The following is a 26,676-nucleotide window of genomic DNA, read 5'->3' on the forward strand; positions in this document are numbered from 1 at the left end:
GCGGGATGCATAGCGATAACTCCATGGATCGCCCCGCAATCGAGCAGCGGCTGCGTGAAACGCGCGCGGACCGGCTGGCCGATTTATGGCAGCGGGCCGACGAAACACGACGCCGCGAAGTCGGCGACGAGGTCCATCTGCGCGGACTGGTCGAGATCTCGAACCACTGCACGCGCCGCTGCCGCTACTGCGGCATTCATGCGGACAACCGCACCCTGCCGCGCTACCGGATGCGGGCGGAGGAGATTCTCGAAGCCGCGCAGCGAGCGGCCGAATTCAAATACGGCACCGTCGTCCTGCAGGCGGGCGAGGATCCCGCGCTGGACCGCCCCTTTATCGCGAACGTGATCCGCCGCCTGAAAGAGGACCTCGGACTCGCAGTGACCCTGAGCCTCGGCGAACGGAACGAAGGGGACCTGGCGGCCTGGCGCGAAGCGGGGGCCGATCGCTACCTGCTCCGGTTCGAGACCTCGCGCCGCGACCTCTTCGAGCGCATCCACCCGCGAGGCCCGCACTCGGTCGACCGGTTCGAGCAGCTGGCCGTACTCCGGCGTCTGGGCTACGAGACCGGCAGCGGGGTCATGATCGGCATCCCGGGACAAACCTTCGCCGACCTCGCCCGCAGTCTTGCCCGGTTCGCCGAACTGGACCTCGACATGATCGGCGTGGGACCCTTTATCGCGCACCCGGACACCGATCTGGGACGCGGGGCCGCGGACTGTCCGCCCGCGCCGGAGAGCGACCAGGTGCCCCCTTCGGAACGCATGGCCTACAAGGTGCTCGCCCTGACGCGCCTCGTCCGGCCCGATGCCAATATCCCGAGCACGACCGCCATCTCCACGCTCGATGAACACGGGCGCGAATTGGGCCTCGAGCGCGGCGCCAACGTGATCATGCCCAACCTGACCCCCATGCGCTACCGGCGGCTCTACGAGATCTATCCCGCCAAGTCCTGCCTCGCCGAAGACCCGGCCACCTTCGACGCGGAGCTCAAACGCCGGCTGCGCGCTATCGGCCGCGTCCCCGGCCGCGGACGCGGCGATCGGGTGCGGTAACCGGGCGGGGGAGGCTCGTTACGGGTGGCCGGTTGTCGGGTTGTTGGGTTGTTGAGTTGTTGAGTTGTTGGGTTTTGGGGTTTTGGGGTTGTTGGGTTGTTGAGCAAGCCCATTTGAAGTAAGCTTCCGGGCGATTTTGAATGGAACGGGGGCCTGAGCCATGAGCGGACTTCTGATAGCGGGATTAACGGTGGGCGCGATCGCGGCGCTTTCGGGCGCATGGGCCCTGGCGCGTCCGGAGCAGATGCTGGGCGCGCTCAAGGCCTTCCCGCGCGACGCGAAGGCGGCGGCCGTCCTGACCGCGGTCGACCTGGCCTGGGCCGCGATCGAGCTGAACAGGATGTACCTGGGCACGTTCGACCGGTTCAAACCCGCGCTCTGGATTCTGACCCCCCTGCTGATCTTTCTGTGCATCAAATACATGGACGAGCTGCTCGCGGCCCGCGCGCTCGGCGGACTGCTGCTGCTCGTGGCTGCACCCATCCTCGACGCCGTACGCTGGTTCCCGACGGCCGCCGACCCCTCGCCCTGGCGGCTGGTGATGGCCGTTCTCGCCTACCTCTGGATCGCCTACGGGCTGCTGCTGCTCTGCGCCCCGTACTGGTTCCGCAAACACCTCGAATGGTGGACCTCCTTCGATCCGCGCCTGCGCGTCGGCGGCGCGCTCAAACTCCTGGCCGGCCTCGCCCTGATCGTACTGAGCCTTTGCTGCTACCGCGGATGACGGAAACCGGAGTGACGCTTTATGAAATGGCTGCGATTCGATTCCACCGGCGGCGCGAGCGGCGACATGATCCTCGCCGCGCTGATCGATCTCGGCGCCGACGCCGGGCGCATGCAGGAGGCACTGCGCAGTTTTGCGCCGGATGCGTTTTCTATTGAGACTTCGGGGGAGCATCGCGGCGGATTCCGCGGACGGCGCGTCGAGGTCGTCGTGCCCGACGAACATCACGCCCACCGGCATCTGCGCCATATCCGCGAAGCAGCCGAAGGGAGCGATCTCCCGGCGCCGGTGCGCGAAATGACGCTGAAGGTCTTCGGAACGCTGGCGGAGGCGGAAGCGAAGGTGCACGGCACCACGCCGGAAAAAATCCATTTCCATGAAGTGGGCGCGGTGGACGCGATGGTCGACATCGCGGGCGCCTGCTGGGCGCTGCACGAACTCGGCGTCGAAGCCGTAAGCGCAGCGCCGCTCCCGCTGGGCTGCGGCACGATCGAATGCGCCCACGGCACGATGCCCTGTCCCGCACCGGCCACGGTCGAACTGCTGCAGGGCATGGCGACGGTCGCCACGGAAGAACCCCACGAACTGGTGACCCCCACGGGCGCCGCGCTGCTGAAGACCTGGACGAAGTCGATGCCCGCCCCGGCCGGGGGCCGGGCGCTGCGCTCGGGATACGGGTTCGGATCGCGGGCGCTGGAAAACCGTCCCAACCTCCTGCGCGCCACGCTCCTGGAGGGTTCGGCCGATTCCGGCCGCCCCGACACCTGCCTGGTCCTGGAGAGCACTCTCGACGACCTGACCCCGGAATTGACCGCCGTGCTCTGCGACCGGCTTCGCGATGAGGCGCTGGACGTGTTCTGCACCCCGGTCCAGATGAAACGCGGCCGGCCCGGTGTGAACGTGACGGTGATCTGTCGCCCAGAAGACCGCGCAGCCTGCGTGGGACTTCTGTTCCGTCACTCCACGACGTTCGGGGTGAGAGAGACCGAGGCGAAACGGCATGTACTGGAACGCGAGCGCCGCGAGGCGGAGACCCCCTACGGCAGGATCGCCATCAAAATCGGACGACGCGGCGACGAGATCTGTTCATGCACCCCCGAACTGAAGGACTGCGAAATGAGGGCGGCCGAACACGACGTCCCGGTCCGCACGGTCTACGAGGCCGCCTCGGCCGCGGCGCGGGAGTTGGCCGATGACGGCTGAGGGCCTCGATGCACTGCGCGGTCACTTTCTGGCCTATGTCCGCGATCAGCGCTCCGCGGCGACTGCAGAACGCCAGCCGCTGCACGAGCTGAAGGAACAGCATTCGTGCAGGGTGGCGGCCCACGCCCGTCGCATCGCGGAACGCGAGGGCTGGGCGGAACGAAACTGCACGATCGGAGAGGCGGCCGGCTGGTTGCACGACACGGGCCGCTTCGATCAGATCAACCGCTACGGGACGTTCAGGGACAAGGAATCGGTCAATCACGGGGAACACGGCTTTCGCGTGTTGAGTGAACTCGCCTGGTTTACAAACTGCGCGGGCGGCAACGGGCTGCGCGCGCTGCTGCTCGATGCGGTGCGCTATCACAACCGCCGCGAGATTCCCGCGCACGTGCCGGACGGCCACCGTCCGATCCTTCATCTCGTCCGCGACGCCGACAAGCTCGACAACTTCGGCGTGCATTATCGGGCGATCACCTCGGGCGAAGCCGACCGCTATCCCGAGCTCCTGCTCCATGCGGGTCCGGGGCATCCCCCCACTCCGGAAGCGCTCGAGGCACTGCTGCGCCGCGAGACCGTGGATTACGGCCACGTGCATTCACGCACGGACATGGTCCTGCTGCATCTCTCCTGGCTCTACGATCTTCACTATCCGTCTTCGCTCCGTCATGCGCGCGAAGAGGGGGTCGTGGACCGGGTCCGGGCGCTGCTGCCCGACGACCCCGATATCGAAGAAGCGATCCGCGAAGCGGAACGCTTTCTGGATGAGACGCTATCGCAGTAAGGTCTGCACGCGCTGCGCTTCGGTCGGCGCATATCCGTGAGCGTCGTTGTTGAAAAAGATGTACACCTCTTCCGCTCCGCGATCCGCGTAATCACGAGCCAGTTCCGCGATCTCCTTCAACTCCTTTTCCTCGTACTTGTCGTCGTACCAGCTCCGTCTCCCGTGCAGTCGGACGTATCCCTTCCCGCCGGTGAGCAGGCCTGAGGGCCGCATGTCGGGTGAATCGACGGAGCAGGACACAGCCCCGGCCTCATCGAGCCGTTGTGTAATCTCGTCGCGCATCCAGCGTTCGTGGCGGAATTCGACACAGATCCTTCCGGGCATGTCGAACCGTTCGAGCACGTGCCCCAGCCGGTCGGGCTCATAGGGCATTTTCGGGGGAAGCTGAAGCAGGATGAGACCGAGCCGGTCGCCCAGGATATGAACGGACCGCCGGAATTCATCGATCAGGTCATCGCAATCCCTGAGATATTTCCGATGCGTGATCAGGCGCGGAGCCTTCATTACGTAGGCAAAACCTTCGGGTACCCGGTCACGCCATTTCTCATAGGTCGAATCCCTGAAGCGGCGGTAAAACGTGGCGTTGACCTCCACCGCATTGAAAACCGAGGCGTAGAACTCGAAGCGCCGGCTTTTGGGAAGATCATCGGGATAGAAGATCCCCTGCCAGTGGTCATACGTCCATCCGGAGGTTCCGACGAACCAGTTGGCGCCTTTATTCCTGCGCGGCATGGCGAAAAAAAACGGGAGGATCCGGCCCAGCCGTCCCCTCCCGCTCTCCGTTTGATCCGAAATTTACTCTTCGATCGAAATGGCTTCGACCGGGCAGCTCTCCGCCGCTTCGCGGCAGGTATCCTCGGCTTCCGCCGGGACCTCATCCACCTTGACCTCGGCGACGTCGCTGGTCAGCTCAAAAACCTCCGGGCACATATCCGGGCAGAGCCCGCAACCCGTGCACAAATCGGCATCCACTTTGGCCTTCATCATACTCCTCCTTTTTCTGGGTGTCCCCTCTCGGGCCTGAAAGCCTCAAACACAATACACCGTCATAGTAACAATGCCCGAGCAGACGCGACAATCCAAAAACCCGTCTTCCATGCTCACCCAATAAACGCGCGAGGATTGCAAAAACCGGCTCGCTCAGGCATAATCGTCGTCAATCAACAACCCACGCACGATCCTCCCCCGCCATGCCACCAACAGGTCAAAACGGAAAACAACGCCTGCCCAGTCACATCTTCGATCTCCCTGTTCAGGAGATCCGCCGGGGCTATCGCAGCGACATCTACTTCTGGCGCGAAAAACGCGCGCTGGAGGAGCACGGGATGCATCCCGAAGTGACCCTGCAGGTCTTTCAGAAGAAGGATGCCATCCTCTGCGGCATCGACGAGGCCATCGCCGTGCTCAAACTCGGAAGCGGGACCTACAGGGACTTCGACCAAGCCTGCAAGCTGTTCGACCGCTACCTGGAGCTCAAACACGAGGCGCGTAAACATTTTCTCACCGACCGGGAAAAATACATGGCGACCGTGCGCGAGAAGACGGAGATTTCGGCCCGGCTGGATGATTTGTGGACACCGCATTACGAGGATCTGGTGCTCGAGGCTCTCCACGACGGCGACAGGATCGCTCCCTGGGAAACGGTGATGCATATCACGGGCGACGCGAGCCTGTTCGCGCACCTCGAAACCGTATACCTCGGGGTACTCGCGCGGCGGACCCGCATCGCGACGAACGTCCGCCGCACCGTGGACGCCGCGGGCGACAAGGTCGTGCTCTTTTTCCCGGCGCGGTTCGACCACTGGGCGGTACAGGGCGGCGACGGCTATGCGGCCCATATCGGCGGGGCCGGCGGCGTGTCCACCGACGCGCAGGGGGAGTGGTGGGGCGAAAGCGCCAAGGGCACGGTTCCCCATGCGCTGATCGCGGCCGTGGGAGGCGACACCGTTCAGGCCGTGAAACTCTTCGACGATTCTTTCCCGGACGTGAACCTCGTCGCGCTGGTGGACTTCGACAACGACTGCGTCGGCACCTCGCTCCAGTGCTGCGAGGCGCTGGGCGACCGCCTCTGGGGCGTCCGGCTGGACACGGCCGGAACCATGGTGGACCGGTCCATGATCCCGCGGATGGGCGAGGAACCCCCGACCGGCGTGACGCCTCAGCTCGTGGAAAGCACCCGCAGGGAGCTGGACCGGCACGGATACGAGCACGTCCGGATCATCGTCTCCGGCGGCTTCCACCCCGACCGCATCCGAATGTTCGAGGACATGGCTGTCCCGGTGGATGCCTACGGGGTCGGCAGTTCGCTTATGCGCGGTCACTGGGACTTCACGGCCGACGTGGTCCTGCGCGAAGGCGAGCCTTGCGCCAAGCAGGGCCGCACATATCATCCTAACGCACGGATGGAGCGTGTAATGTGAACGATTCCTGTCGCTATCTTTTCGGACCGGTGGTGTCGCGGCGGCTGGGCCGCTCGCTGGGCGTGGACCTCATTCCCGCCAAGACCTGTTCGATCAGCTGCATCTTCTGTCAGCTCGGCCCCACGCGGAATCCCACCCTCGAACGGCGTGAATATGTGCCCACCGAGCAGGTCATCGCGGAACTCAGGGCCTGGATCCGGGCGGGAGGCGAGACGGACTTTATCACGCTGGCCGGATCGGGCGAACCGACGCTTCACCTGCACTTCGACCGCGTCCTTAAATTCCTCGAACCGCATCCCTTCCGCACGGCGCTGCTGAGCAACGGCACCCTGTTTACGGATCCCGCCGTGCGGCGCGGCGCGGCTCATGCCGACGTGGTCAAGCTCTCGCTCAGCGCATGGGACCGCACATCGTTCGAACGCATCCACCACCCCCACCCCGACCTCGACTTCGAACCTATGATGAAGGGTTACCGGGATTTCCGGAGCCTTTACCGGGGCGCACTATGGCTTGAAGTCTTCGTCGTACCGGGACTCAACAGCGGCGAGGAGCAGGTGAAGCGCATCGCCGCCCGGGCGAAGGAGATCCGTCCCGACCGGGTACAGCTCAACACGGCGGTTCGTCCGGCCGCAGAGGCGGGCGTTCGTGCCGCGTCGCCTGACAAGCTCCAGCGACTCGCCGCGCTGTTCGATCCGCCGGCGGAGATTGCCGCGCCCCGGGCCCACGGCGGCACGGTCTCGCTGCCGCTGAGCGCGCAGACGCTGACCGGCATCCTGCAGCGCCATCCCGCGACGGCCGCACAGCTCGCGGAGATGATCGGTCATCCCGAAGAGGCCGTGCGGGAGCTGCTCGAGGACATGGTGCGCGCGGGCCGCTGCCACACCCGGGAACAGAAGGACGAGACCTTCTTCACGCGCTGACCACGTCGCAGGTGTCACCGCCGCAGGGAAGCGCGGCCCGCAGGTCGGTCTGGTCCTCTTCCTCGCGCATTTCCGTGAAATCCACCGGCCGGAACTTTTCACAGATCTCGCGCCAGCGCGCCTCGTCCTCCTCCGTCCGCACTTCCTCGTGCGGCGCCTGGGGATACTGCTTGTCGCCGCTTGCGGCGAGCAGTGTGAGGCCGCTGAATTCCTCCCGGTGTTCCCATATATAGGAGGCCACTGCACTCCATTCGTGGTCCTCGACGGTGACGGTGTTCGAGACGTTGTGCATGAGACCGGGCGAAGAATCCGGCCGCGCCGTGCCCGGCACGACCCAGTTCCGCCGCGTGGCGCGGACGAGATCGAGAAATTCGACGGCGGAGAGCTCGGAGCGGACGCGCGCGTCTTCCGGCGCCTCGACGCAAAACGTGATCACCTCGTCGGTCCCGCGCGAACTCCAGACCGAGTTTTCGCACATGTGGGGATTGCGTTCGCGGAAAAAAGCGTACACCGGATCCTCGCGGTTGGCCTGGATACGCCGGAAGTAGCGGCGGGCATGTCGCGGATGGATGCCCGAGGCGGTACCGAGGAGAAGGGAGGTCGAACCGGCGGGTTTGACGCAGGTCACGCGCGCGGCCGGACGGATCCCGAGGCATGCCGCGGTCTCGCGATTGACGTCTACGGCATAGCGAGCCATCCGCTGCTGCAGCTGCGGTTCCAGGGCCGTCGCGGGACGGTCCATCATGCCCGTGATCGAGATGCCGAGCAGGGACTCCTCGCGGCACAGGCGCCCGGTTTCGCACCCGACGTACGGAAAGTCCGTGTAGCCCGCCTGGCAGGTTCCGATAATCGCCGCGGCGCGCACGGCGATCCGGAAGTCCTCTTCCGAGTGCAGCTTGTCGCCATTGATTTCGGTGAGGTTGCAGAACTGCCACCCGGACGCGCCGCGTCGGCCGTCGCGCGTGCGCGTCCAGGCCTTAAGACCGATCTCGCAGCAGGGGTTTGTTCCGTACTCCGGCCGTTCGGCGAAGTAGAAGCCGGGTTCACCCCATTCCCGGACGCGAGAGAAGATCGCCATGAACTGCTCGCGCGACGTCGCCCCGCGCAGCAGTTTTACGGAGTTGTTCGAGCGCGCGCGATGCGGGTGGGTCTCGATCCAGTCGCCCCGCTTGGCGTTCATCATGGCCTCGTCGCCGGGAGAAAACAGGCAGATGGTGGCGCTGCGGCGCACCCCGCCCGCGAGCACGGCGTCGGCTGCGTGCATCATGATGTCGTAGCATTCGATCGGCTCGAGCGGTCGTCCCGCCGCGCCCTCCAGTATACGGTCGCACTGTTCGAGCGCGTACCGCAGCGGTTCGGGTCCCGGCGCGCGTCCGCCGGTGACGCGCAGCGGTTCGCCGCGCGGACGGATCTGCGCGTAATCGAACTCAACCGCCCGTCCTTCGATCCGGGCCCGGACCAGCCGGTCCAGGGCGTCAGCCCATCCCTCGATCGAATCCGGAACCGTGAAACGGTCCGGCGCACCCCCGGGGCCCTTCGCCAGGGCGGGCAGCCGGCTCACATGTTCGTATTCGACGCTGATTCCGACCCCGGCGCCGCACAGCAGCAGGAAAAGCGCCTCGCGGAAGAACGACGGCCGGTCGCAGACGCTGAAGGCGCAGTTGTACATGCGCGCGTGATGGCGTTCGAGCGCCTCGCCTCCGAACTGCATCGAACGCATCGACGGCAGGCAGCGTTTCTCCAGTACGCGGTCGAAGGCCCAGTCGATCTCACCCCCCGCGGAAGGATACCGGCGCAGATGCATGGCGCGGACGCGGTTGACGGCCTCCTCGAACGTCTCGCGGCGGCGGCGCTGCGGGTCGTGCCGTGCATAGCGGCTGGCCAGCACGTAATCCTGCAGGGCCCGTTCGACCGGTGCCGCGTCCGCGCTCTGCTGTCGGCGCCAGGGATTCATACCTGAGGGTCAGTCTACCACGGATCCCGCTTCGTGATAACCTCGGCCTGCCGTTCATCCGACTCGGTAGGATCCGCGTGTAGGACCCGGGATAAGATCTTGCCTCGCGTAGGCCTGCATGCTATGGGTACGCGTCCTTGGAAGGGGCGGTAGCTCAGCTGGGAGAGCGCCAGAATCGCACTCTGGAGGTCGTGGGTTCGATCCCCATCCGCTCCACCATCTCCATTCATATTGAACGCGAACCCCGTGTTCATGTCTGACCGAACACGGGACATCCGCGGTTGTCTGCTTGTACGTTGGCGTCTTTTGTGCGAAAAAAATCGCGGCAGGTGGAATGCTTCAAGGGAGTTTTCGGAGACGTGAGCAACGGTCATACGCTTTCAACAGGCCTCCCCGGGGGCGCCGCGCCGGGCATCTGGAGCGAGCGCTGGCGGCTGGCGGCTATTCCGCGCGAGGAGATGCTGCGGCTGCTGTTTGTATCGGTGATGGTCGGACTCCTCTACGTGATGTTTCATTTCCTCGGCAACACGGTGGAGAACGTCCAGAGCCGGTCCGCGTTTCAGTGGATGTTCGCGCGCTGGAGGGACAAGATCTCGTTCGGCGCGGACTATTCGCACGGCTATCTCATCCCCTTCGTCAGCCTGGGCGTGCTCTGGTATAAACGCAGAGAGCTGTTCGCCGCGACCCGGCGCATCAACTACCTCGGTCTCGGCGTCGTCGTGATGGCCCTGGCCATGCACTGGCTGGGGGCCAAGATGCAGCAGACGCGCATCTCGCTGATGAGCCTGATCCTGCTGCTCTGGGGCATTCCCTTCTATCTGCTGGGATGGCAGACCGCGAAGCTCCTCATTTTCCCCTGCGCCTACCTCATCTTCTGTATCCCGCTGAACTTTCTCGACACGCTCGCCTTTCCGCTGCGCATGTTCGCCTCGACCACCTCCGCGCAATTCCTCAATTCCATCGGGATCGCCGCGGTCCAGCGCGGGAGCGCGATCTTCTCGGGGGCGAGCGGTTTCGAGTTCGATGTGGCCGACCCCTGCAGCGGCCTCCGGTCTCTGCTGGCGATGACGGCCCTGACGGCGGTGTACGCCTATTTCACGCAAAAGACGCTGCTCAAGAAGTGGCTTCTCTTCCTGTGCTCCATTCCGCTGGCGGTATTCGGTAACGTGGCCCGCATCACGACGATCGCGATGATGGCCGAAGCGTTCGGGCAGCAGGTGGCGCTGGGTATCTACCACGACTATTCGGGCTACATTCTCTTCGCCGCCGCGATCGCGCTGATGGTGGCGCTCGGAAGCCTGTTCAACATGAACTACCGGGAGCAGTTCGAAAAATGGAAAAGTTCTCTTTTCGCCCGTACCTGATCATCATCGGACTGATGATCGTGACTTCGTTCCTGCTGGCCTTCACGGTCGACGTGGAACTGATCGACCAGCCCGGGGTCCGCACGGATCTGCCGCGCGAGATCGCGGGGTATACCGGCAGTCAGCGCCTGTTCTGTCATAACAAGGATTGTGAATGGTCGGGCACCATGGACCAGCTCGACGTGCCGGACATCTGCCCGGACTGCGGCGAACCGCTCTACGCGATGAGCTGGCCGGAGAAGGAGCAGCTCCCCGACGATACGGAGTTCGTGAAGTACGAGTACACGAACGACACGGACCGGACGGTCTATGTCTCCATCGTGCTGAGCGGGCGGGAGCGCAGCAGTATTCACCGCCCGCAGCGCTGCCTGCCCGGCCAGGGCCACAAGGCGCTCGAAGAACACGACATCTCGGTGCCCGTGGAGGACCGCCGCAAGCCGCTCAACGTGCGGGTGATCGAGAGCGTGGTGCCCGTGCCGGGCGAGACGGCCGCGGCCACGCCTCATTATTACGCGTACTGGTTCGCGGGCCGCGGACGCGAGACGGCTTCGCACTACGCGCGCATGTTCTGGCTGGCCTGGGACCGCGTGGTTCACGGCGTGGCCCACAAGTGGGCCTACATCTCCGTGGCCGGCGTGCGCGAGGAGGACTCGCGGGACTACGAGGAACAGCTCAAGCCGGTCATCGCCGAACTTTACCCCGCACTGACGCTGACGGACAAGGAACTCGAACGCCACTGACGCGTTGGAACAGGAGCCCCATGCCACGGTATTTTCTCGGACTGGACTCCAGCACGCAGAGTCTCACGGCCCTTATCATCGACCCCGCCGCCGGGTCGGTCGTCCATGAAACCACTGTGGTCTATGACCGCGAGCTGCCCCGCTACGGAACCCGGCACGGGGTACTCCCCGACGCTGACCCGCGCGTCGTCCACGCCCCCCCGCTGATGTGGGCGGAGGCCCTCGACCTCGTCTTCCGCCGCCTCCACGACGAAGGGGCGCCGCTGGACCGGATCGCCGCCGTCTCCGGCTCCGGCCAGCAGCACGGTTCGGTCTACGGGTCGGAGCGGTTTCCCGAAGCCCTGAACGGCCTGGACCGGCAGCGGGGTCTGGCGGGATCAATTTCAGGAACCTTGAGCCGCACCACGGCCCCGGTCTGGATGGACTCCTCGACCGCCGCGGAGTGCGAAGAGATCACGCGGGCGCTCGGAGGGGCCGCGGCGGTGGCGGAGGCCACGGGATCGGCCGCGTTCGAACGGTTCACCGGGCCGCAGATCCGCCGCTTCCACAAGACCGACCCCGAGGCCTACGAAAAGACCGCGCACATCGCGCTGGTGAGTTCCTTCATGGCCTCCCTGCTGCTCGGCCGCCCGGCGCCGATCGATCACGGGGACGGGGCGGGCATGAACCTGATGGACATCCGGCAACGACGCTGGCACGGAAAGGCCCTCGCGGCCACCGCGCCGGATCTCGAGCGGAAGCTGCCGCCGCTGACGCCTCCCGATGCGGTACTCGGACCCGTGCATCCCTATTTCAGCCGGACCGCGGGCCTGCCTTCGGACGCACAGGTCGTGGCCTGGTCCGGCGATAACCCGTGCAGCCTGGCCGGGCTGGGTCTCGTGGAGACGGGACGGCACGCGGTAAGCTGCGGGACCAGCGATACCTATTTCGGCTTCATGCCCGAGTGCCATACCGACCCCCGCGCCGAGGGGCATATCTTCGGCGCACCGACCGGCGACTACATGAGCCTGATCTGCTTCAAGAACGGCTCCCTGGCCCGCGAGCGCGTGCGCGACGCCTTCGGCTACGACTGGGAGGCCTTCTCGGCCGCACTGCGCCGGACCCCGCCCGGAAACCACGGCCGGATCATGCTGCCCTACTTCGAGCCGGAGATCGTACCGCGGGTGGCCGGGGCGGGGATTCGCCGGAAGGGGCTGGACGAGAACGACGCCGATGCGAACTGCCGTGCCGTGGTGGAGGCCCAGATGATGTCGATGCGCCTGCACTCCGCCTGGATGGGCAGCCGCCCCCGCGAACTCTACGCCACCGGCGGGGCCTCGGCGAACCGGGAGATCCTCCAGGTGATGGCCGATGTACACGGGTGTCTGGTGACCCGGTTCCGCGCCGGGAACAGCGCGGCGCTGGGCGCCGCGCTCCGCGGCGCCCATGCCTTCGCCGCCGCCTCGGGCGAGGCCTGCGACTGGCAAACGCTGACCGCTCCGTTCCTGGACCCCGACCCCGAACTCGCGGCGAACCCGCGACCGGAATCCGCCGCCGTCTACGAAGACCTCATTCGCGCGTATGCCGATTTCGAACAGGAGGCTCTGGCATGAATCGATGCAGATACAGGATCGCTCTGACCCTGACGGTTCTCTCCGCACTCGCCTGTACGGCGCCGGCCGCCGAGGTCCGCGTCGTCAAATCGGCGGGCGAAACCACGCGGCTTGACGTCTCCGGCTTCAGCGCCCGCGGAGCCGCGGCGTCCACATTCCGCGAGACCCTGATCCGCGATCTCCAGCTTTCCGGCTGGTTCGACCTGCGCAGCTCCGCCCCCGAGTTCCGCCTGACGGGCGCGGCGGCGGACAACGGCGAACGGGTCGAAGCGCGCTGCACGGTGCGCGACGCCGCGGGACAGACGGTCTTCGCCAAACGCTACCAGTCCGGCGCCTCCGCGGCGCGCCGGCTGGCGCACCGGGTCTCGGACGCCGTGGTTAAAAGCCTCACCGGCCGTCCGGGCATTGCCTCCACGCGCATCGCCTTCGTGGGCACCCGTTCGGGGGCCAAGGAACTCTATCTCTGCGACGCCGACGGCGCCGGGGTCCGGCGGATCACCCGCGACGGGGCGATCTGCGTGGCGCCGAACTGGGGTCCGCGCGCCTCCCGGCTGGTCTACACCTCATACGCGCGCGATTTTCCCGACATCCATCTGCTGGAGCTGGCGAGCGGCCGCCGCCGCGTCATCGCCTCGTACGGCGGATTGAACACCGGCGCCGATCTCGCACCCGACGGACGGCATATCGCCCTGATCCTGTCCAAGGACGGCAATCCGGACCTCTACGTCAAAGACATGAAAAGCGGCGCTCTGCGCCGGCTGACGCGCACCGCCAACGCCGCCGAGGCCTCGCCTTCGTGGTCGCCGGACGGCAAACACCTCGTCTACGTCTCCGACCACTCGGGCCGCCCCCATCTCTACATTATTCCCGCCCGCGGAGGGCGTCCGCGCCGGTTCACCAGCATGGGCACGGAAAACGTGGCCCCCGACTGGGGCGAGTACGGCTGGATCGCGTGGTCGAGCCGCCGGGGCGGACGTTACCGCATCGCGCTCGCGAATCCCTCCACCGGCGAACGGCGCGAGGCCGGTCCCGCCGACGGGGCCGACTACGAGGAACCCTCCTGGGCGCGGGACGGACGGCATATCGTCTGCACGCGGACGAGCGGCTATCGATCCGCGCTGTACCGGCTTGACACTGTAACCGGCCGTTCGATACCTTTAGTCACTATTTCGGGAGACTGGTACACACCGGCCTGGTCGCCTTGAAAATCATGACACACAACCGGGGGATAAGGCGTAATGTCGACCAAAGTACACATGCTGTGGCTCGGACTGGTGATCTGCGGACTGCTCGCAGGGGGATGCCGCAGCCGTAAACCTTCTTGGGACGTCTACGGATCGACTCCTTCGGGTGATTACCCCGGTTCGGCCTACTCCGGATCGATGATCGGCGAGGAGGGCGCCATCCCGCTGGGATCCCGGTTCACCGGCGGCGAGGAGCACCGCGAGGTCTTCAGCCCGGTTCATTTCGCCTATGACAGTTCTGCGGTCCGCGCCTCCGAGCGCGCGACGATTGAGGAGGCGGCCGAACACCTCAGGAACCATTCCGAACACGCCCTGATCGTCGAGGGGCACTGCGACGAACGGGGAAGCCGCGAATACAACCTCGCGCTCGGCGAACGGCGTGCCCTGGCGGTCCGCGACTATCTGGTGAATCTCGGCATCGAACCCGCCCGCATCCAGACCAAGAGCTACGGCGAGGAAAAGCCGGCGGCCATGGGCCACAACGAGCAGGCCTGGAGCAAGAATCGACGCGCGGAGCTGGTGCTCTACTACTGAGCGCCTCCTCATGGGACTTCTCGCCGTCACCGTAAACTGGGATTTCCTCCTGTCTCGTGCGGGCGAGGTGCTGATCGTGGTGGCGATTTCCTTCGCGGTGCTCACCGTGCTGATGAGTCTCTACCGCTACCAGACGCTGATGGAGCGCTCCTCGTCCGAAGGTGAAGCCGCGCCGCGCTTTCCTGACCTGGAGGGAGATCCGCTTCGTCTGATGGTGGCCCGCCGGGTTGGCGCGCTGACGGACCGATCCAGGCATTTCGGGCTCCTGCTGATGGATCCGACGCCCCTTGCCGGTGAACAACTCGAACGGCTCGCCGACGGACTCCGTAAACACATCCGAAGCAATGACGATCTGGCCGTGTCCCCCGACGGACGCATCGGCATCCTGCTGGAAACCGGCATTGAGGGCATGCGCCGCTGTATCGAACGCCTCGACCGTGTGATCCGGCGCGAATACACCCTCACAGACGGGGAAGGAAAACTCCGCATCGGCGCGGCGGCCTGTCCCGTGCATGGCCGGAACTCAAAAGCGCTGATCGACAACGCAGCCGGCGCGCTGGATGAGCCGGACAACTTCCCATCCACGCCCGGGCGGGATGAGCCGGAGGACGCGGAGGAAGAAGATCTGGCGGCCTCGGACAGGGCCATGCTGGATCCGCTGACCGAGGTCTTACGTCCCGATAAAGTGGCCTCCTTCATGCGCAAGTTTCTCGGCCAGCAGCGCAGGGGAACGGAACTCGCCCTGTTTTTCCTCGGGTTGAACAACATGGAAGAGATCGAAGAATTCGAGGGAGAGGAAGCGGCCGACGCCGTACGCAAGGGACTCAGCGACATCATGAAACGGGCGCTGCGCGAGGAGGACATCCTCGGCCGTTTCGACGCCGATCACTTCCTCGTGCTTCTCCTCTGTTCCCAGGACGCGGCCCCCGGCGTGGCCCGCCGGCTGCACGAGACCGTGCGACGGGAGCGGGTGGAATGGCAGGGGCGCCGCCTCCAGGTCTCGATCAATATCGGCGTCTCACTCTGCCCGGAGCACGGCAAGAATATTCCCCGGCTCTTCCGCGCCGCTCATGCCGCGTACCGGACCGCCGTCGAACGCGGCGGATCCATGTGCGAGGTGTTCGGCCATTCATCCCGCCAGACCCTCGTAAACTGAAGGCAGCATCCCTGAGGATCGGATCAGTAGGTCGTGTACCTCATCCGAATCCGGCGGCGGAGGAAACCCAGGCCCAGCAGCCCACCGCACCACAAGAACATCGATGCCGGCTCCGGCACCGCCTGGAAGTCATCAAAGTACGCCCCCGAACCTGCTATCGCCGGATTGTTACTCCAGACGACCAGTTCCATGGAAAACTCGAATTCCGTGGGGTCGAGCCATCCCGACGCATCATTCGTCCAAAACGCATTCCCCGGGCCGAACCCGGTCGAGCTGAAATAAAAGAGGTCGTTCGTGTAGGTCATGTAGAACGTGCCCGAATCCTCCGTCGTCGTCTCGACCTTCGCCGCCCCCGCCACCTGGACATCATTGGTGAACTTGGTCGCTACCCAGACGCGAGAATCCACGCCGAAGGTCTGCAGGCTGTGTCCGTTCCCGAAAACGAGGAAGTCATCCTCGCGGCCGAGATTCTCGACATTGATGTTAAGAAAGGTCTCGTTCGTGCATTCAGACGAATTGAATTTCACTGAAACCTCGGCCCAGTCTCCGGAGCTGACCGTATGAACGAAGGTCACCCCGGCGCTGAGATCGTCCTGGTCGGCGGGGGCGATCAGTTCAAGACGTCCGTTCTGCTCCGCGTAGTCCAGCGGCGCATCTTTGAAGGTACTCCAGAGCGAGGAGTCGATGGTGCCGTCCTCAAAGTCATCCGAATATTGAGCGGCCGCGAGCATCGGCACCATGAGCATTACGATCAGAAATGACTGCAGCTTCATTGGCTGGGTTCCTTTCATTAAACTCCCACATCACGTCGAGCCGGGGCGGCCCCGATGCCGCCTGCACCGCCGCTCATTATACGTGCTGCCTGCTCCGAATCCACAAAAAAACCGTCCGCTCTTGCGAGCGGACGGTTTTCATCGACCATTTTGGAGCCGATCAGAAGTAGTAGTGGATACCCATCGTGACGTTCACGCCGTCCAGGTCCACATCGGCAGAGCCGCCGGGCGTGTCGACTTCGATGTCGTTAAACATATACGCGACTTCGAAGTTGAACCCGACCTGCGAGTTTTCCGAGAAGAACCATTCCGCGCCCATCAGCGGGCCGTACAGCCAGTCGTCGGCGTCGAGATCATTACCGCCCTGTTCGGCGTCCAGATCCCAGTAACCGAGTTCGGCTCCGACGTAGAAGTCGGAATAGTTATTCTCAACCAGCGAATAGAGGATCTTACCCGTGATCGAGTAGAGATCGCCTTCGCCGATATTGACGTCCGAAAAATCGCCGCTCCAGTGACCCAGCATCAGCTGACCACCGATCGGCATCGGACGCATGCGCAAACTCGCGTGGCTCAGAAACTCGCCCGCATACTGACCCTGGTAACCAATCCCGTACGGGCTGGTTTCCGGACCCTGGGCAGCCGTCGCCACACTCGCCATCATGATGGCTGCAAATGCAACACACAGTACCTTTTTCATCGTCTCCTCCATGGTTTTCCCTCTTTTCCGGGCATCCTCCCCGTTCCCTATCCGGTTCGGAAACCCTCCCCCTGACCGGTGCGCCGACAACCCTTATGCCGCGGCCGATCACCCAATGTTCGTGCTTATTCTGACTTCCCTCTGCGTCCTCTGTCAACTGATTAATAACGGCCAAAACCCTCTTAAAAAATCGGTAAAAAGTCATCTTCCGGCCTACAGCCGGATGCGGATATGACCCATCCCAAGCCCGCTGGCGGCACCGAAGAGAAGGATTTCATCGCCGGTGCCCCAGCGCGTCTCTCCGCTCTCGATCAGCATGTGGAGCGTCAGGGGTATCGCGGCCGCGGCCGTATTTCCGAACTCATCCGCCGTGATGGCTACCATGTCCATATCCGCGTGCAGATTACTGACTACTTCCTCGATCAGGCGGCGCGAAATCTGGTGCGGGACCACCTTTTTCAATCCGTCGACGAAATCTTCTTCGCCGAACAACTCGCGCCTGTGCTGCCGGTATTCCTGAAAGTAGTTTACGCTGAGATCCTTGACAATTCTGGCCAGCGCGCTCATGTCCAGGTAGAACCATCCGTGGATACTTCGCGGCGAGGCGGCCCGCCAGTCGATGTTTTCGGGCACGTGACACAACCGCCAGTGTTCGCCCAGCGTTACGAGATTGATCTCCTGGATTCCGGCCCCGTCGTCGTCGGCGGGTGTAAGCACGACGGAGGCGGCGGCATCGCCCAGGGTCAGTCCGCCCATCTTGGTTCTGAGATCCTGTTTCCGGCGGATGTCATAATTAATCCAGTGACTGCCGAGTTCCGCGGCGCACACCACCACGCACTGCGCGCCCCCGGTCGCGATCAGGCTGTTGCCGACATTGACCGCCTGCAGAAAACTGTTGCAGGCGTTGCTCACATCGAAGGAATTGATGACCGGCCAGCCCAGTTTCTGCTGCAGGATATTGGCCGTGGCCGGTTCGAGCTGGTCCATATCGGTGCTGGCGTAGATCAGTGTATCGACGTCCGAATGCGCGATCCCGGCGTGTTCCATCGCGCGTTTGGCGGCAACTGCCGCCAGGTCGGAAGGGTATTCGCCGGGGCCGGCATGTCTCCGCGAACGCACGCGCGTCGTGCGGTCGATGATTCCCGGAAGGCGTTTTCTGAGCCGTTCCGGCGCATTCACCTGCTCCGCCAGGGTTTCGTTGTCGACGATCTTCTCCGGAAGGTGAATCCCCAGCCCCGCGATTCTGGTGAGGGGACGCTGAAACACCTGTATATGGTTCATATATCTCAAGGAAGGACCTGCCTTTGACTGACGTCCGAGTGAAAAGGGGGGGATCTGCCTGTCTTTTTGTTCGCGTTCTATTAAATGAGCCGGGCGGTCGAGTCAATCGCTAAATAATAGAGCGGGCGGAGCGGCGCCTGCGATTCGTGCATGATAGGGTTTGCCCGAGCCATGATTCCGTGAAATTCTGCGCCCATGCAGCCGTCCATCCATCAGGCGAATATCATTTCCCGGCTGCTCTTCGGCCGCGCCTTCCGCGACCAGTGGGTTCTGCCCGCAGGGCCCGGCCGGCTTTTTTCCCTCCTGCTGCGTTCCTCCGAATTTCCGGCCCGTATGCCGCGCGAGTCCGGACCTCCCGACCGCCCGGTCTTTCTCGTCTCCCTGCCGCGCGCGGGTTCCTCGATGCTGCAGGACCTGCTGTGCTCACACCGTGACGCGGGGTACTTCACCCAGATGATGCACGCCTTCTGGCCGCGGTTCTGCGGGGCGGAGATCCTGCGCAGGCGGCTAGGGCTGGATATCCGCGGCGAGCGGTTCATCGGAGACAGCGTGAAGATCTCCGGAGGCACGCCCGCCGACCCCGTACAGGTCTGGGCGGACTGGCTGGAACTCGACCCGTGGTCGACCGAGTACTGCGAGCGGCATGCGGAGGACTTTTCCGAGGAAGACCGCGCGCGCATGTATCTCGATATCCGGCGCTGCCTGTGGTGTTTCGGCCCCGGGAAGAAACGGTTTTTTTCAAAGAATCCGGCCCTGCTCCCGCATATCGACCTGCTGCCCCGCCTTTTTCCCGGGGCCAGGATCGTATATCTCGTGCGCGACCCGAGGCCCGCCGCCAACTCGCTGATCAAACTCTACCGCCGCTGCGAGGAACAACGGCGCGGCATGTCACGTCGACGCCGGCGCCGCTTCCCCGACCGGCCCTTCATCCCCTACCCCCGGCTGCCGCGCCTCACCGAGTATCTCCGCGAGTACGGACCGGAGGACATCCGCACGACCGCCGGTCTGTGGCGAGACGCCGCCTTTTACGTGGACGAGCGCCTCAGGGCGGTGCCGGAGGTCATGACGCTCCGCTATGAGGACTTCCTGGCAGACCCGGGCGAACAGGTCGCCCGCCTCCTCGACTTCTGCGAACTGCCCGCAGCGGGCGCTTCAAATCCGGCCTTCCGGTCGCGCCTTGAGGAGGTCGGATGCATTCACCACTCCAACCGCGGCTACGGGCGGTTTGAGGAGATCGAGGCGATCTGCGGAGAGGCCATGGAGCGACTGGGCTACCGGAAGTAACCGCACCGCGCGCCTCATGGATCCCCGGCGTCCGCGAGCACCTCGCGCACCGGGACCGGGTAATGGCGCAGTACGCGGTCGGCCCAGCCGGGGCCCCAGCGCGTGGCCGCCTTCAGCCAGCGGACCTCGCCGATGCAGATCTCTTTCCGGCCCCGTTCAATTCCCCTCAGAGCCTTCCGGGCCACCGCGGCGGCGGACATCTTGTGCACCGCCGCCCCGCGGGTCATGCGCGTATCCGTCATCGGCGGCAACACCTCGAACACCTCAACCCCGGTCCCGGCGAGTTGCACCCGAAGGCTGCAGGTGAAGAAATGGAGCCCGCTCTTGGCGGCGGTGTAGCCGGGAGCCACGGGGGCGGGACGCAGCGCATACCCCGAGGTCACGTTGATCACCGCCGCCTCGCCGGCCTCCATAAGCACAGGCAGAAAACGATGCGTCATTCTCACCGGGGCAATGAGATCGATCTCGATCTCGCGCCGGGCGCGCTCGCCGGCGTCGGGTGTGCGGGCAAAATCATAAGCCTCGCCGACCCCCGCGTTATTGATGAGCACATCGATACGCCAGCCTTCCGCCGTCAAACGGTCCTGCAGTTTGCGTCGATCGTCTTCGACCGCGACATCGCAGACGAGGCCGCGGGCGCCGGGAATCGCGCCCGCGGCCGCCTCTACCGCTTCCGGCGTGCGAGCACAGAGCGCCACCCGGTTGCCGCGCCGGGCCAGCTGACCGGCCATCGCAAAGCCGATGCCCGTCGCGCCTCCGGTGATCAGGATCGTACGCCCTTCCAGTTTCATGGTGGCGGAGACTATCGCATTGACTCTATTCCGTCCGCAAGCCCATCATCGGCGTCCGAGAGGAGGAGCGCCGGGGCGCCAGGCATCCCGGACCCATCATGGCCCTGATCCAATTCGAGCAACTGAGCCGCCGCTACGTGCTGGGCGAAACGGAGGTCACGGCCGTGCACGGCGTGGATTTCGCGGTGCCCGCGGGCCAGTTCGTCGCGCTCTGGGGCCCCTCGGGTTCGGGCAAATCAACGCTCTGCAACCTTGCGGGAACTCTGGACACGCCCTCGGAAGGGCGCGTGCTCTTCGAGGGGAGCGATGTGGCCGCCCTCAGCGACGACGCGCGGTCGGACCACCGCCGCCGCAACCTCGGATTTATCTTTCAGCAGTTCAATCTCGTCGAGGTACTCTCCGCCCTTGAAAACGTGATGCTCCCGCTCCAGATCCGCGGAACCCCACCCGGCGAGTGCCGGGAGCGGGCGCGCGAGGCCCTGGCCGGAGTCGGCCTGGAGGCATGGATCGATCATCGACCCGCGCAGCTCTCCGGCGGGCAACAGCAGCGCGTGGCGGTTGCCCGCGCGCTGGTGACCCGGCCCCGGCTCGTGATCGCGGACGAACCCACCGCCAACCTCGACTCGAAAACCGCGTACCGGATCGTCGAACTGATGCGCTCGTTCAATCACGTACAGGGTACGACCTTTCTATTCGCCACGCACGATCAGCGCCTGCTCGACCAAGTGGACCGCCGTGTCCACCTCCGGGACGGGCGCATCGAAACGGATGAAGACGCGACGGCATGAACCTCTGGATCAAAATCGCCTGGCGCAATCTCTGGAAGAACCGGAGGCGTTCGCTGTTCACCCTCTGCGCGATCGCCTTCGGCTACGCGGCGGTGAACCTGTTCGGCGGATTCACCACGTATATTTTCCGGGGACTGGAGGAGGCCTACGTCTACGCGCACGGGAACGGACACCTGAAGATCTTCAGGGAGGGATTTCTGCAGCGCGGGTTCGCGGAGCCCGGGCGGTATCTCTTCACTCCGGAAGAGGCGGAGACGATACGCGCCGTCTGCGCGAAGGATGCGCGCATCGAGCTGGTAACGCCCGAACTGCACTTCACCGGGCTGATCAGCAACGGCGACGTCTCCACCATCTTCGTCGGTGCCGGGCGGGATCCGGAGGCCTGCGACCGTATCCGTAACGCCGCCCGCAGCTCCATCGCCGACGTCACCATGTTCCGGGGCCGCCCGCTGACCACCAACCGGGTCTACGGCGTCGGCCTCAGTTCCGGCCTGGCCGAGCGGCTGGGTGTGAGCACCAATGACCGGGTGATCCTGATGGCGACGACGATCGACGGGCAGATGAACGCGCTCGACGGGGAGGTGCGTCAGACGTTTGACGCGCCGCTGGAGCTGCTCAACGACAAGACGGTCTACACGACCGACGGCTATGCCCGGAAACTCTACGACACGGCACGGTCCGACCGCTTTTCCGTGCTCCTGGACCATAAGGCCGCGCCCTCCGCGGTGCGCAGGGACCTGGGGCAGGCGCTGTCAGCCCGGGGCATCGAAACCGAAATCAAAACGTGGGATGAACTGCGCGTCTCTTACCTGCGCACCCGCAGGATGTTCAACGCGATCTTCATGTTCGTCTTCGTCGTCGTCTTCGTCATCGTCGTGCTCAGTGTAATCAACACGCTCAGCATGACCGTGCTCGAACGCACCCGCGAGATCGGCACGCTGCGCGCGCTCGGACTCCGGCGTGCGGGCGTGGCGACGCTGTTCGCCACGGAGAGCGCGCTGCTCGGTGTACTGGGTTGCCTGCTTGGAATCGTGATTACGGTCGCGGTCTGGGCCGCGATCCAGGGAATCCAGCCCACCTGGATCCCGCCCAACATGCCGATGCGCGTGGTATGGGAGGTCCTGCTGGTACCCTCTTATCTCCTGACGACCTTCGGACTGCTCGTGCTGCTGGCCGTCGCCGCCGCGGTCCTTCCCGCCCGACGCGCTTCCCGGATGTTAATCATTGATGCCCTCGGCCACATCTAGCATCATGTCGGCCATGAAGTGTGCACCACCGATATGGCTCGCCCTCGCCTCCATCGCCCTGCCCCTGATCGCGGCCGGTGCGACCCCGGATGCGGAACCGGACTCCGCGCACCTGCTGGAACAGGCCGACCGCTCCAGGGGCAATCTCGAAGGCGTCCGCTGGACGGTGACCCTGATCACGGGCGGGGAGGACGCACCGCGCGGCCGCACCTACCGCGTCGCGGCCCGGGATTTCGACTTCCTGGCGGAGTGCGTCGCCCCGCCGCGGCGCCGGGGCTACCGGCTGCTCCAGACCCGTGGAAACATGTGGTTCTACAAACCCGACCTCAGCAAGCCCGTGCCGATCTCCCGTCGTCAGAAACTGATGGGCAACGCCGCCTACGGCGATATAGCCGCCACCAATTACTCGGAGGATTACGAAACCGTGTCCCGCGAACCGGCGCGTCTCGACGGCATTCCCTGCTGGGTTCTCGATCTCGAGGCGAGAGGGAGCCACGTGACCTACGACCGGATCCGCTACTGGATCGAGCGCGACCGGCGGGTGGGACTCAAAGCCGAGTACTACACGGTCTCCGGCAAGCTCTTCAAATCCGCGGATATAGAGTACGGCCATCGCGTCGAAGATGGACCGACAGGGTCGCGGCCGTTTATTTCAAAAATGACCATCCACGATGAATTGACCGGCGGCGAGGACACGATTCTGGAATTCGCCGACCCGCGCCTGGAGGAGATCGACGCCGCGACCCTCAGCGTGAACCGGCTCGGAGAATAAAGGGAGATCATTATGCGCTGTCCCGCCGCTCTCGTTTTTCCGCTTTTTGCCGCCGCGCTCGCCCTCCAACCACTGCAGGGCATCGCGGACGAAACTGAGGCTGAGTACGGCGCAACGACCTCGCTCGTGGAGCGCGTCGCCGGCGAGGTCGAGCTGCGGCCGCGCATCCTCACGTTCGGGACGATGCAGGACACCGCGCTGACCGGGCCGGAGGCCGCGCGGATCGACCTTCGCAGTCTCCGCGCCGAAACCGACCTGCGCCTCGATGCCGAGTGGCGCTCGGACCGGCTGGACGTGCTGCTCAAACCGCGGCTGGACGTCTTTCACGAGGAATGGAAAACGGGCGACCGGGCGGGCGCGAACGACCGCGATGCCGACCTCTACCTCCACGAGTGGCTCGTGCGCCTGCACCTTCCCTCCGATCTCGCGATCGCCTACGGACGTGAAAACATGCAGTGGGGACCGTCGTACCTCCTCTCCCCGTCCAACCCGTTCCTCGCCGAAAACGGGAAGAACAGCCCGAAAACGGAAGTCCGCGCCGCGGAGTACGCGATGCTGCACTGGACCCCCCCGGGCCGGTTCGCCGCCGAGGCGATCGCCCATACGGACCCCGGCCGTCGGTCGGAGCCGTACGAACCTTTCGATCCCGCGTACGCGCTGAAACTGGACTGGACCTTCTACGGCAGACAGCTCGGCCTGATCGCCTCCCGGCGCGAAGCCGAAGACCCCCGCGCAGGGTTCTATACGACCTGGAACCTGAACGACGCTCTGCTGCAGTACAACGAGGCCGGGTTCACCTCCGGCGACGCCGAGTGGCTGAGCGGGCTGACCTGCACGTTCGCGAACGGCAACAGCGTCAGCGCCGAGTATTTCTACAACCAGAGCGGCGAGAGCGACGGCGATTACCGCAACGCCCTCCCCCCGGCGGAGGACGCCTCAAACCGGGAAGTCTTCTTCCGCCGCCACTACGTCCTGCTCCAGTTCACCGACCCGATGATCAACGACAACCTCGACCTGACCCTGCGCTATATACTCAATGCCGACGACACCTCGGGCGCGGGTCTGCTGCTGGCCGACTACGCTTTGACCGACCGTGCGACCGCCTTCCTGCACTCGACCCTGTTCAGTGGAGACCAGGACACGGAATTCGGGTACCTTCTGGAGCACAGGATCCAGTTCGGCGTCGAATACGCCTTCTGATCCAGCGAAACAAACCATAAACATCAGGAGGCCCGGATTATGAAAAAAACGCTCGCGGCGTGCGGCCTGTTGCTGCTGACCCACGCAGCCTGCGCCGGACTCTCGCTCAGCTTTGAGCGTGAAGTCCTCGCCAAAGCGCAGCCCGACGAGTGGTTCTACGGACAGGGCCATCCAAGCAACACCTACGTCGATGCCGGCATCGATCTCGACCACCCTCCGTCCACCCACGCCCGGCCCAAGGTAAACCAGGCCCACGTCTGGGGACTGACGCGGAGCGGCGATACGCTCTGGTTCGGGACCGGCCCGAACATCCGCGCGCTGCTTGCCGGCACCTATATGGGCCACACCGATGTCGTCCACCGCGCCACACACGTTCATGAATACGGGGAGAGCCGGTTGGCGAAAGCCGGCGTGGTGCCGCCGGAACTCGGCGACTGGCGGGTTCCCGATATCTTCGCCTGCGACCTGAATACCGGGTCGCCGACCAATCTGGATGCATCACTCCCGCCGTACGCCACCAACCTGCTGCATCACACCCAGGGACTGAGGTCCGCCGGAGCGTCCGCATCCAACGCCGTTCACTCCGAAGGCGTCGTGATTCTCGCCGGTCCGAGCCTGACCGCGACCAACGGCGGGGGCATCGTCGCCTTCGCGTTCGACGCCGCCACGAAGGACCTGATCGACGCCCGGCGCCTCACGGACTATGCGAATATCCGCAAATGGAAACTCCATGACGGGGTGCTCTACACCACCGTCACGCTTAACGACGGCGACGGCCAGGTCCTGCGCTGGATCAACGATCCCGAGGATCCCGATTATCCTCTCGCTTTCGAGAACGTCGGCAACCTGGACAACGGGGGCGCGGAACTCTGTGTCCATGAAAACCGGCTGTTCGTCGGCACCTGGCCCGGAATCCTGGGGCAGAAGGAGTTCACGCAGGAAGACCTTCCCGAGATCGAGCAGGAATCGCCGGGCCTCTGGATGAGCCGCACCATCCCGGACCAGGGACTCAAGAAAAAACACCGGGATCAATGGTACAAAGTCTGGAACGTCTACGACTACGAGATCGACCTGGTGACCGGGGCCGTTTACGGGGTCGGCGCGATGGCCTCGTTCGGCGATTACCTCTTCTGGGGCACGGTACACGTTCCCGGCCTCGGCGACTTCGCCCACACCAAGGTCTACGGTGCCCCCACCAACGCCGTGGAGGCGCAGCGCCAGTTCGAGAACAGCGAACGGTCCCTCATGATTTTCCGGGGCAGCAATTTCGATCAGGGTTTTCCGCCCTTCTCGGACCCGGATATGGACGCGGAGCTGCTCTACGGCTGCGAACAACTGGCGTGGCGAGACATCTACCGACACCCCAAAAAGAACTGGCGGACCAATGAGAACGCCCTCGGCACCGCGCCTCTCTTCGGGGAAAGCGGCTTCGGAAACGCGGGAAACCGTTACGCGTGGACGATGGGCGTGTACCAGGAACAGCTCTACGTGGGCACGATGGATTTTCCGGGGCTGACCGAGGACGGGCAGCCCGGCGATGCTCAGCCCTACGAGGGCGCGGAACTGTACTGCTTCCCCACTCCGACCAATCCCGCGGCCAAGGTCAGCGGCGAGGGCGTGGGCAATTACTCTAACTACGGCATCCGTACGATGCGGGTCGACTCGAACAGCCTCTACCTGGGCATGGCCAACCCGTTCAACCTGATGACCGACCCGGACGACGACCAGCCTGATGGCGGCTGGGAGCTGGTCCGGCTGACGCGCACGTTCGACGACGGAGACTGGGACGACATGCCGGACGACTGGGAGGCGGCGTATTTCGGCGGTTCGACCAACGCCGCCCCGGACGGGGACGGGGACGGCGACGGGTTCGACAACCGGGCCGAATTTATCGCGGCGACGGACCCCGGCCGCGGGGACGATTTCCCGGCCATTCACGGGTTCAACCGTGCGTCCGATACTGAGGTGCGCTTAACCTGGAACGCGCACACGGGACGGGTATACCGCGTCTACGCCTCGGATTCGATGAACGGCCCGTGGCGGGAGGTCTACCGCGGCCAACCCGAGGAGGGCGTGGTCGACTTCTCGCATAATCCCTCGAACCGGCCGGCCGCTTTCTATAAACTGGGTGTTTCGCTGCCCAACCGTTGAAC

Annotated in this window: 25 protein-coding genes and 1 tRNA gene; 19 read left to right on the forward strand and 7 right to left on the reverse strand. The window is 64.7% G+C overall.

Going from position 1 to position 26,676, the window contains the following annotated elements; translation table 11 throughout:
* The first annotated feature begins 5 nt into the window (after window positions 1-5).
* The 4 genes from hydE to L21SP4_RS09115 all read left to right on the forward strand — a co-directional run bounded on the left by hydE (window position 6) and on the right by L21SP4_RS09115 (window position 3,766).
* Complete coding sequence (hydE, locus tag L21SP4_RS09100; protein ID WP_256381188.1) at window positions 6-1,055, forward strand: [FeFe] hydrogenase H-cluster radical SAM maturase HydE; 1,050 nt, start codon at window positions 6-8, stop codon at window positions 1,053-1,055.
* A gap of 160 nt (window positions 1,056-1,215) precedes the next feature.
* Window positions 1,216-1,779, forward strand: a complete 564-nt coding sequence (locus L21SP4_RS09105; RefSeq protein WP_052882361.1) for a hypothetical protein — start codon at window positions 1,216-1,218, stop codon at window positions 1,777-1,779.
* A 21-nt stretch (window positions 1,780-1,800) separates the two neighbouring features.
* Window positions 1,801-2,982 (forward strand): nickel pincer cofactor biosynthesis protein LarC, encoded by a 1,182-nt coding sequence (larC, locus tag L21SP4_RS09110; protein WP_052882362.1) that lies wholly within the window; start codon window positions 1,801-1,803, stop codon window positions 2,980-2,982.
* Complete coding sequence (locus L21SP4_RS09115) at window positions 2,972-3,766, forward strand: HD domain-containing protein (RefSeq protein WP_052882363.1); 795 nt, start codon at window positions 2,972-2,974, stop codon at window positions 3,764-3,766. Before larC ends, L21SP4_RS09115 begins: the two co-directional genes overlap by 11 nt.
* Here the strand turns inward: L21SP4_RS09115 and L21SP4_RS09120 are convergent.
* Together L21SP4_RS09120 and L21SP4_RS09125 are read right to left on the reverse strand one after the other, a co-directional pair.
* Window positions 3,755-4,498, reverse strand: a complete 744-nt coding sequence (locus L21SP4_RS09120; protein WP_052882364.1) for a DUF72 domain-containing protein — start codon at window positions 4,496-4,498, stop codon at window positions 3,755-3,757. The two genes, L21SP4_RS09115 and L21SP4_RS09120, sit on opposite strands and share 12 nt — an antisense overlap.
* Window positions 4,499-4,561: 63 nt before the next feature.
* On the reverse strand, window positions 4,562-4,750 hold the full coding sequence (locus L21SP4_RS09125) for a ferredoxin (RefSeq protein ID WP_052882365.1): 189 nt from the start codon (window positions 4,748-4,750) through the stop codon (window positions 4,562-4,564).
* A 206-nt stretch (window positions 4,751-4,956) separates the two neighbouring features.
* On the opposite strand from L21SP4_RS09125, the gene L21SP4_RS09130 reads away from it, so the two are divergent.
* Together L21SP4_RS09130 and L21SP4_RS09135 are read left to right on the forward strand one after the other, a co-directional pair.
* Complete coding sequence (locus L21SP4_RS09130; protein WP_052882366.1) at window positions 4,957-6,186, forward strand: nicotinate phosphoribosyltransferase; 1,230 nt, start codon at window positions 4,957-4,959, stop codon at window positions 6,184-6,186.
* Entirely contained in the window at window positions 6,183-7,106 is a 924-nt protein-coding gene (locus tag L21SP4_RS09135; RefSeq protein ID WP_052882367.1) for a radical SAM protein, read from the forward strand. Before L21SP4_RS09130 ends, L21SP4_RS09135 begins: the two co-directional genes overlap by 4 nt.
* Here the strand turns inward: L21SP4_RS09135 and L21SP4_RS09140 are convergent.
* Entirely contained in the window at window positions 7,096-9,060 is a 1,965-nt protein-coding gene (locus L21SP4_RS09140; RefSeq protein WP_052882368.1) for a glycyl radical enzyme family protein, read from the reverse strand. The two genes, L21SP4_RS09135 and L21SP4_RS09140, sit on opposite strands and share 11 nt — an antisense overlap.
* Window positions 9,061-9,203: 143 nt before the next feature.
* On the opposite strand from L21SP4_RS09140, the gene L21SP4_RS09145 reads away from it, so the two are divergent.
* From L21SP4_RS09145 to L21SP4_RS09175, 7 genes are all read left to right on the forward strand, one after another.
* Window positions 9,204-9,279: transfer RNA gene (locus L21SP4_RS09145), tRNA-Ala, on the forward strand.
* Window positions 9,280-9,419: 140 nt separating this feature from the next.
* Window positions 9,420-10,424, forward strand: a complete 1,005-nt coding sequence (locus L21SP4_RS09150) for an exosortase/archaeosortase family protein (protein WP_144413813.1) — start codon at window positions 9,420-9,422, stop codon at window positions 10,422-10,424.
* Window positions 10,394-11,164 (forward strand): exosortase-associated EpsI family protein, encoded by a 771-nt coding sequence (locus tag L21SP4_RS09155; RefSeq protein WP_052882370.1) that lies wholly within the window; start codon window positions 10,394-10,396, stop codon window positions 11,162-11,164. Before L21SP4_RS09150 ends, L21SP4_RS09155 begins: the two co-directional genes overlap by 31 nt.
* A 20-nt stretch (window positions 11,165-11,184) precedes the next feature.
* Window positions 11,185-12,756, forward strand: coding sequence for a xylulokinase (locus tag L21SP4_RS09160; RefSeq protein ID WP_052882371.1), 1,572 nt, complete (start codon window positions 11,185-11,187; stop codon window positions 12,754-12,756).
* Window positions 12,753-13,961 carry a DPP IV N-terminal domain-containing protein gene (locus tag L21SP4_RS09165; RefSeq protein WP_052882372.1) on the forward strand — a complete coding sequence of 403 codons (1,209 nt, stop codon included), beginning with the start codon at window positions 12,753-12,755 and terminating at the stop codon, window positions 13,959-13,961. Before L21SP4_RS09160 ends, L21SP4_RS09165 begins: the two co-directional genes overlap by 4 nt.
* Before the next feature lie 33 nt (window positions 13,962-13,994).
* Window positions 13,995-14,534: a peptidoglycan-associated lipoprotein Pal gene (gene pal / locus L21SP4_RS09170; protein ID WP_096335074.1), complete on the forward strand. Its 540-nt coding sequence runs from the start codon at window positions 13,995-13,997 to the stop codon at window positions 14,532-14,534.
* 10 nt (window positions 14,535-14,544) lie between these two features.
* The gene (locus L21SP4_RS09175; protein WP_052882374.1) at window positions 14,545-15,690 is read left to right on the forward strand and encodes a GGDEF domain-containing protein; all 1,146 of its coding nucleotides are present in this window, start codon (window positions 14,545-14,547) and stop codon (window positions 15,688-15,690) included.
* Between the two features lie 23 nt (window positions 15,691-15,713).
* Here the strand turns inward: L21SP4_RS09175 and L21SP4_RS09180 are convergent, their stop codons facing one another.
* The 3 genes from L21SP4_RS09180 to L21SP4_RS09190 form a co-directional block, all read right to left on the reverse strand.
* Window positions 15,714-16,463, reverse strand: coding sequence for a PEP-CTERM sorting domain-containing protein (locus tag L21SP4_RS09180; protein ID WP_052882375.1), 750 nt, complete (start codon window positions 16,461-16,463; stop codon window positions 15,714-15,716).
* Between the two features lie 160 nt (window positions 16,464-16,623).
* The gene (locus tag L21SP4_RS09185; RefSeq protein WP_144413815.1) at window positions 16,624-17,160 is read right to left on the reverse strand and encodes a hypothetical protein; all 537 of its coding nucleotides are present in this window, start codon (window positions 17,158-17,160) and stop codon (window positions 16,624-16,626) included.
* 213 nt (window positions 17,161-17,373) lie between these two features.
* Window positions 17,374-18,441, reverse strand: a complete 1,068-nt coding sequence (locus tag L21SP4_RS09190) for a 3-oxoacyl-ACP synthase III family protein (RefSeq protein WP_052882377.1) — start codon at window positions 18,439-18,441, stop codon at window positions 17,374-17,376.
* Between the two features lie 195 nt (window positions 18,442-18,636).
* Here L21SP4_RS09190 and L21SP4_RS09195 point away from each other — a divergent pair, with 195 nt between their 5' ends.
* A complete protein-coding gene (locus L21SP4_RS09195) occupies window positions 18,637-19,725 on the forward strand; it encodes a sulfotransferase family protein (RefSeq protein ID WP_052882378.1) in 1,089 nt (362 codons plus the stop codon).
* A gap of 14 nt (window positions 19,726-19,739) precedes the next feature.
* Here L21SP4_RS09195 and L21SP4_RS09200 read toward each other — a convergent pair whose 3' ends face one another.
* The gene (locus L21SP4_RS09200; protein WP_052882379.1) at window positions 19,740-20,516 is read right to left on the reverse strand and encodes an SDR family oxidoreductase; all 777 of its coding nucleotides are present in this window, start codon (window positions 20,514-20,516) and stop codon (window positions 19,740-19,742) included.
* A gap of 98 nt (window positions 20,517-20,614) precedes the next feature.
* Between L21SP4_RS09200 and L21SP4_RS09205 the strand changes: the two genes are divergently transcribed.
* Genes L21SP4_RS09205 through L21SP4_RS09225 form a run of 5 tightly spaced genes read left to right on the forward strand, consistent with a single transcriptional unit; the run spans window position 20,615 to window position 26,674 of the window.
* Window positions 20,615-21,304 carry an ABC transporter ATP-binding protein gene (locus L21SP4_RS09205; RefSeq protein ID WP_052882380.1) on the forward strand — a complete coding sequence of 230 codons (690 nt, stop codon included), beginning with the start codon at window positions 20,615-20,617 and terminating at the stop codon, window positions 21,302-21,304.
* Complete coding sequence (locus L21SP4_RS09210; RefSeq protein ID WP_052882381.1) at window positions 21,301-22,551, forward strand: ABC transporter permease; 1,251 nt, start codon at window positions 21,301-21,303, stop codon at window positions 22,549-22,551. Before L21SP4_RS09205 ends, L21SP4_RS09210 begins: the two co-directional genes overlap by 4 nt.
* Before the next feature lie 13 nt (window positions 22,552-22,564).
* Window positions 22,565-23,323, forward strand: a complete 759-nt coding sequence (locus L21SP4_RS09215) for an outer membrane lipoprotein-sorting protein (protein WP_074041576.1) — start codon at window positions 22,565-22,567, stop codon at window positions 23,321-23,323.
* A gap of 12 nt (window positions 23,324-23,335) precedes the next feature.
* The gene (locus L21SP4_RS09220) at window positions 23,336-24,523 is read left to right on the forward strand and encodes a hypothetical protein (protein WP_052882383.1); all 1,188 of its coding nucleotides are present in this window, start codon (window positions 23,336-23,338) and stop codon (window positions 24,521-24,523) included.
* A gap of 39 nt (window positions 24,524-24,562) precedes the next feature.
* Window positions 24,563-26,674 carry a hypothetical protein gene (locus tag L21SP4_RS09225; RefSeq protein WP_052882384.1) on the forward strand — a complete coding sequence of 704 codons (2,112 nt, stop codon included), beginning with the start codon at window positions 24,563-24,565 and terminating at the stop codon, window positions 26,672-26,674.
* Window positions 26,675-26,676: the final 2 nt, after the last annotated feature.

It is taken from the genome of Kiritimatiella glycovorans (genome assembly GCF_001017655.1).
In the GTDB taxonomy this organism is placed as follows: domain Bacteria; phylum Verrucomicrobiota; class Kiritimatiellia; order Kiritimatiellales; family Kiritimatiellaceae; genus Kiritimatiella; species Kiritimatiella glycovorans.

What these genes read in the sequence shown, in the direction of transcription:
- hydE (WP_256381188.1), top strand. Translation starts at nt 6, where the DNA reads ATGCATAGCGATAACTCCATGGATCGCCCCGCAATCGAGCAGCGGCTG.
- L21SP4_RS09105 (WP_052882361.1), top strand. Translation starts at nt 1,216, where the DNA reads ATGAGCGGACTTCTGATAGCGGGATTAACGGTGGGCGCGATCGCGGCG.
- larC (WP_052882362.1), top strand. Translation starts at nt 1,801, where the DNA reads ATGAAATGGCTGCGATTCGATTCCACCGGCGGCGCGAGCGGCGACATG.
- L21SP4_RS09115 (WP_052882363.1), top strand. Translation starts at nt 2,972, where the DNA reads ATGACGGCTGAGGGCCTCGATGCACTGCGCGGTCACTTTCTGGCCTAT.
- L21SP4_RS09120 (WP_052882364.1), bottom strand. Translation starts at nt 4,498, where the DNA reads ATGCCGCGCAGGAATAAAGGCGCCAACTGGTTCGTCGGAACCTCCGGA.
- L21SP4_RS09125 (WP_052882365.1), bottom strand. Translation starts at nt 4,750, where the DNA reads ATGAAGGCCAAAGTGGATGCCGATTTGTGCACGGGTTGCGGGCTCTGC.
- L21SP4_RS09130 (WP_052882366.1), top strand. Translation starts at nt 4,957, where the DNA reads ATGCCACCAACAGGTCAAAACGGAAAACAACGCCTGCCCAGTCACATC.
- L21SP4_RS09140 (WP_052882368.1), bottom strand. Translation starts at nt 9,060, where the DNA reads ATGAATCCCTGGCGCCGACAGCAGAGCGCGGACGCGGCACCGGTCGAA.
- L21SP4_RS09155 (WP_052882370.1), top strand. Translation starts at nt 10,394, where the DNA reads ATGGAAAAGTTCTCTTTTCGCCCGTACCTGATCATCATCGGACTGATG.
- L21SP4_RS09160 (WP_052882371.1), top strand. Translation starts at nt 11,185, where the DNA reads ATGCCACGGTATTTTCTCGGACTGGACTCCAGCACGCAGAGTCTCACG.
- L21SP4_RS09165 (WP_052882372.1), top strand. Translation starts at nt 12,753, where the DNA reads ATGAATCGATGCAGATACAGGATCGCTCTGACCCTGACGGTTCTCTCC.
- pal (WP_096335074.1), top strand. Translation starts at nt 13,995, where the DNA reads ATGTCGACCAAAGTACACATGCTGTGGCTCGGACTGGTGATCTGCGGA.
- L21SP4_RS09175 (WP_052882374.1), top strand. Translation starts at nt 14,545, where the DNA reads ATGGGACTTCTCGCCGTCACCGTAAACTGGGATTTCCTCCTGTCTCGT.
- L21SP4_RS09180 (WP_052882375.1), bottom strand. Translation starts at nt 16,463, where the DNA reads ATGAAGCTGCAGTCATTTCTGATCGTAATGCTCATGGTGCCGATGCTC.
- L21SP4_RS09185 (WP_144413815.1), bottom strand. Translation starts at nt 17,160, where the DNA reads ATGAAAAAGGTACTGTGTGTTGCATTTGCAGCCATCATGATGGCGAGT.
- L21SP4_RS09190 (WP_052882377.1), bottom strand. Translation starts at nt 18,441, where the DNA reads ATGAACCATATACAGGTGTTTCAGCGTCCCCTCACCAGAATCGCGGGG.
- L21SP4_RS09195 (WP_052882378.1), top strand. Translation starts at nt 18,637, where the DNA reads ATGCAGCCGTCCATCCATCAGGCGAATATCATTTCCCGGCTGCTCTTC.
- L21SP4_RS09200 (WP_052882379.1), bottom strand. Translation starts at nt 20,516, where the DNA reads ATGAAACTGGAAGGGCGTACGATCCTGATCACCGGAGGCGCGACGGGC.
- L21SP4_RS09205 (WP_052882380.1), top strand. Translation starts at nt 20,615, where the DNA reads ATGGCCCTGATCCAATTCGAGCAACTGAGCCGCCGCTACGTGCTGGGC.
- L21SP4_RS09210 (WP_052882381.1), top strand. Translation starts at nt 21,301, where the DNA reads ATGAACCTCTGGATCAAAATCGCCTGGCGCAATCTCTGGAAGAACCGG.
- L21SP4_RS09215 (WP_074041576.1), top strand. Translation starts at nt 22,565, where the DNA reads ATGAAGTGTGCACCACCGATATGGCTCGCCCTCGCCTCCATCGCCCTG.
- L21SP4_RS09220 (WP_052882383.1), top strand. Translation starts at nt 23,336, where the DNA reads ATGCGCTGTCCCGCCGCTCTCGTTTTTCCGCTTTTTGCCGCCGCGCTC.
- L21SP4_RS09225 (WP_052882384.1), top strand. Translation starts at nt 24,563, where the DNA reads ATGAAAAAAACGCTCGCGGCGTGCGGCCTGTTGCTGCTGACCCACGCA.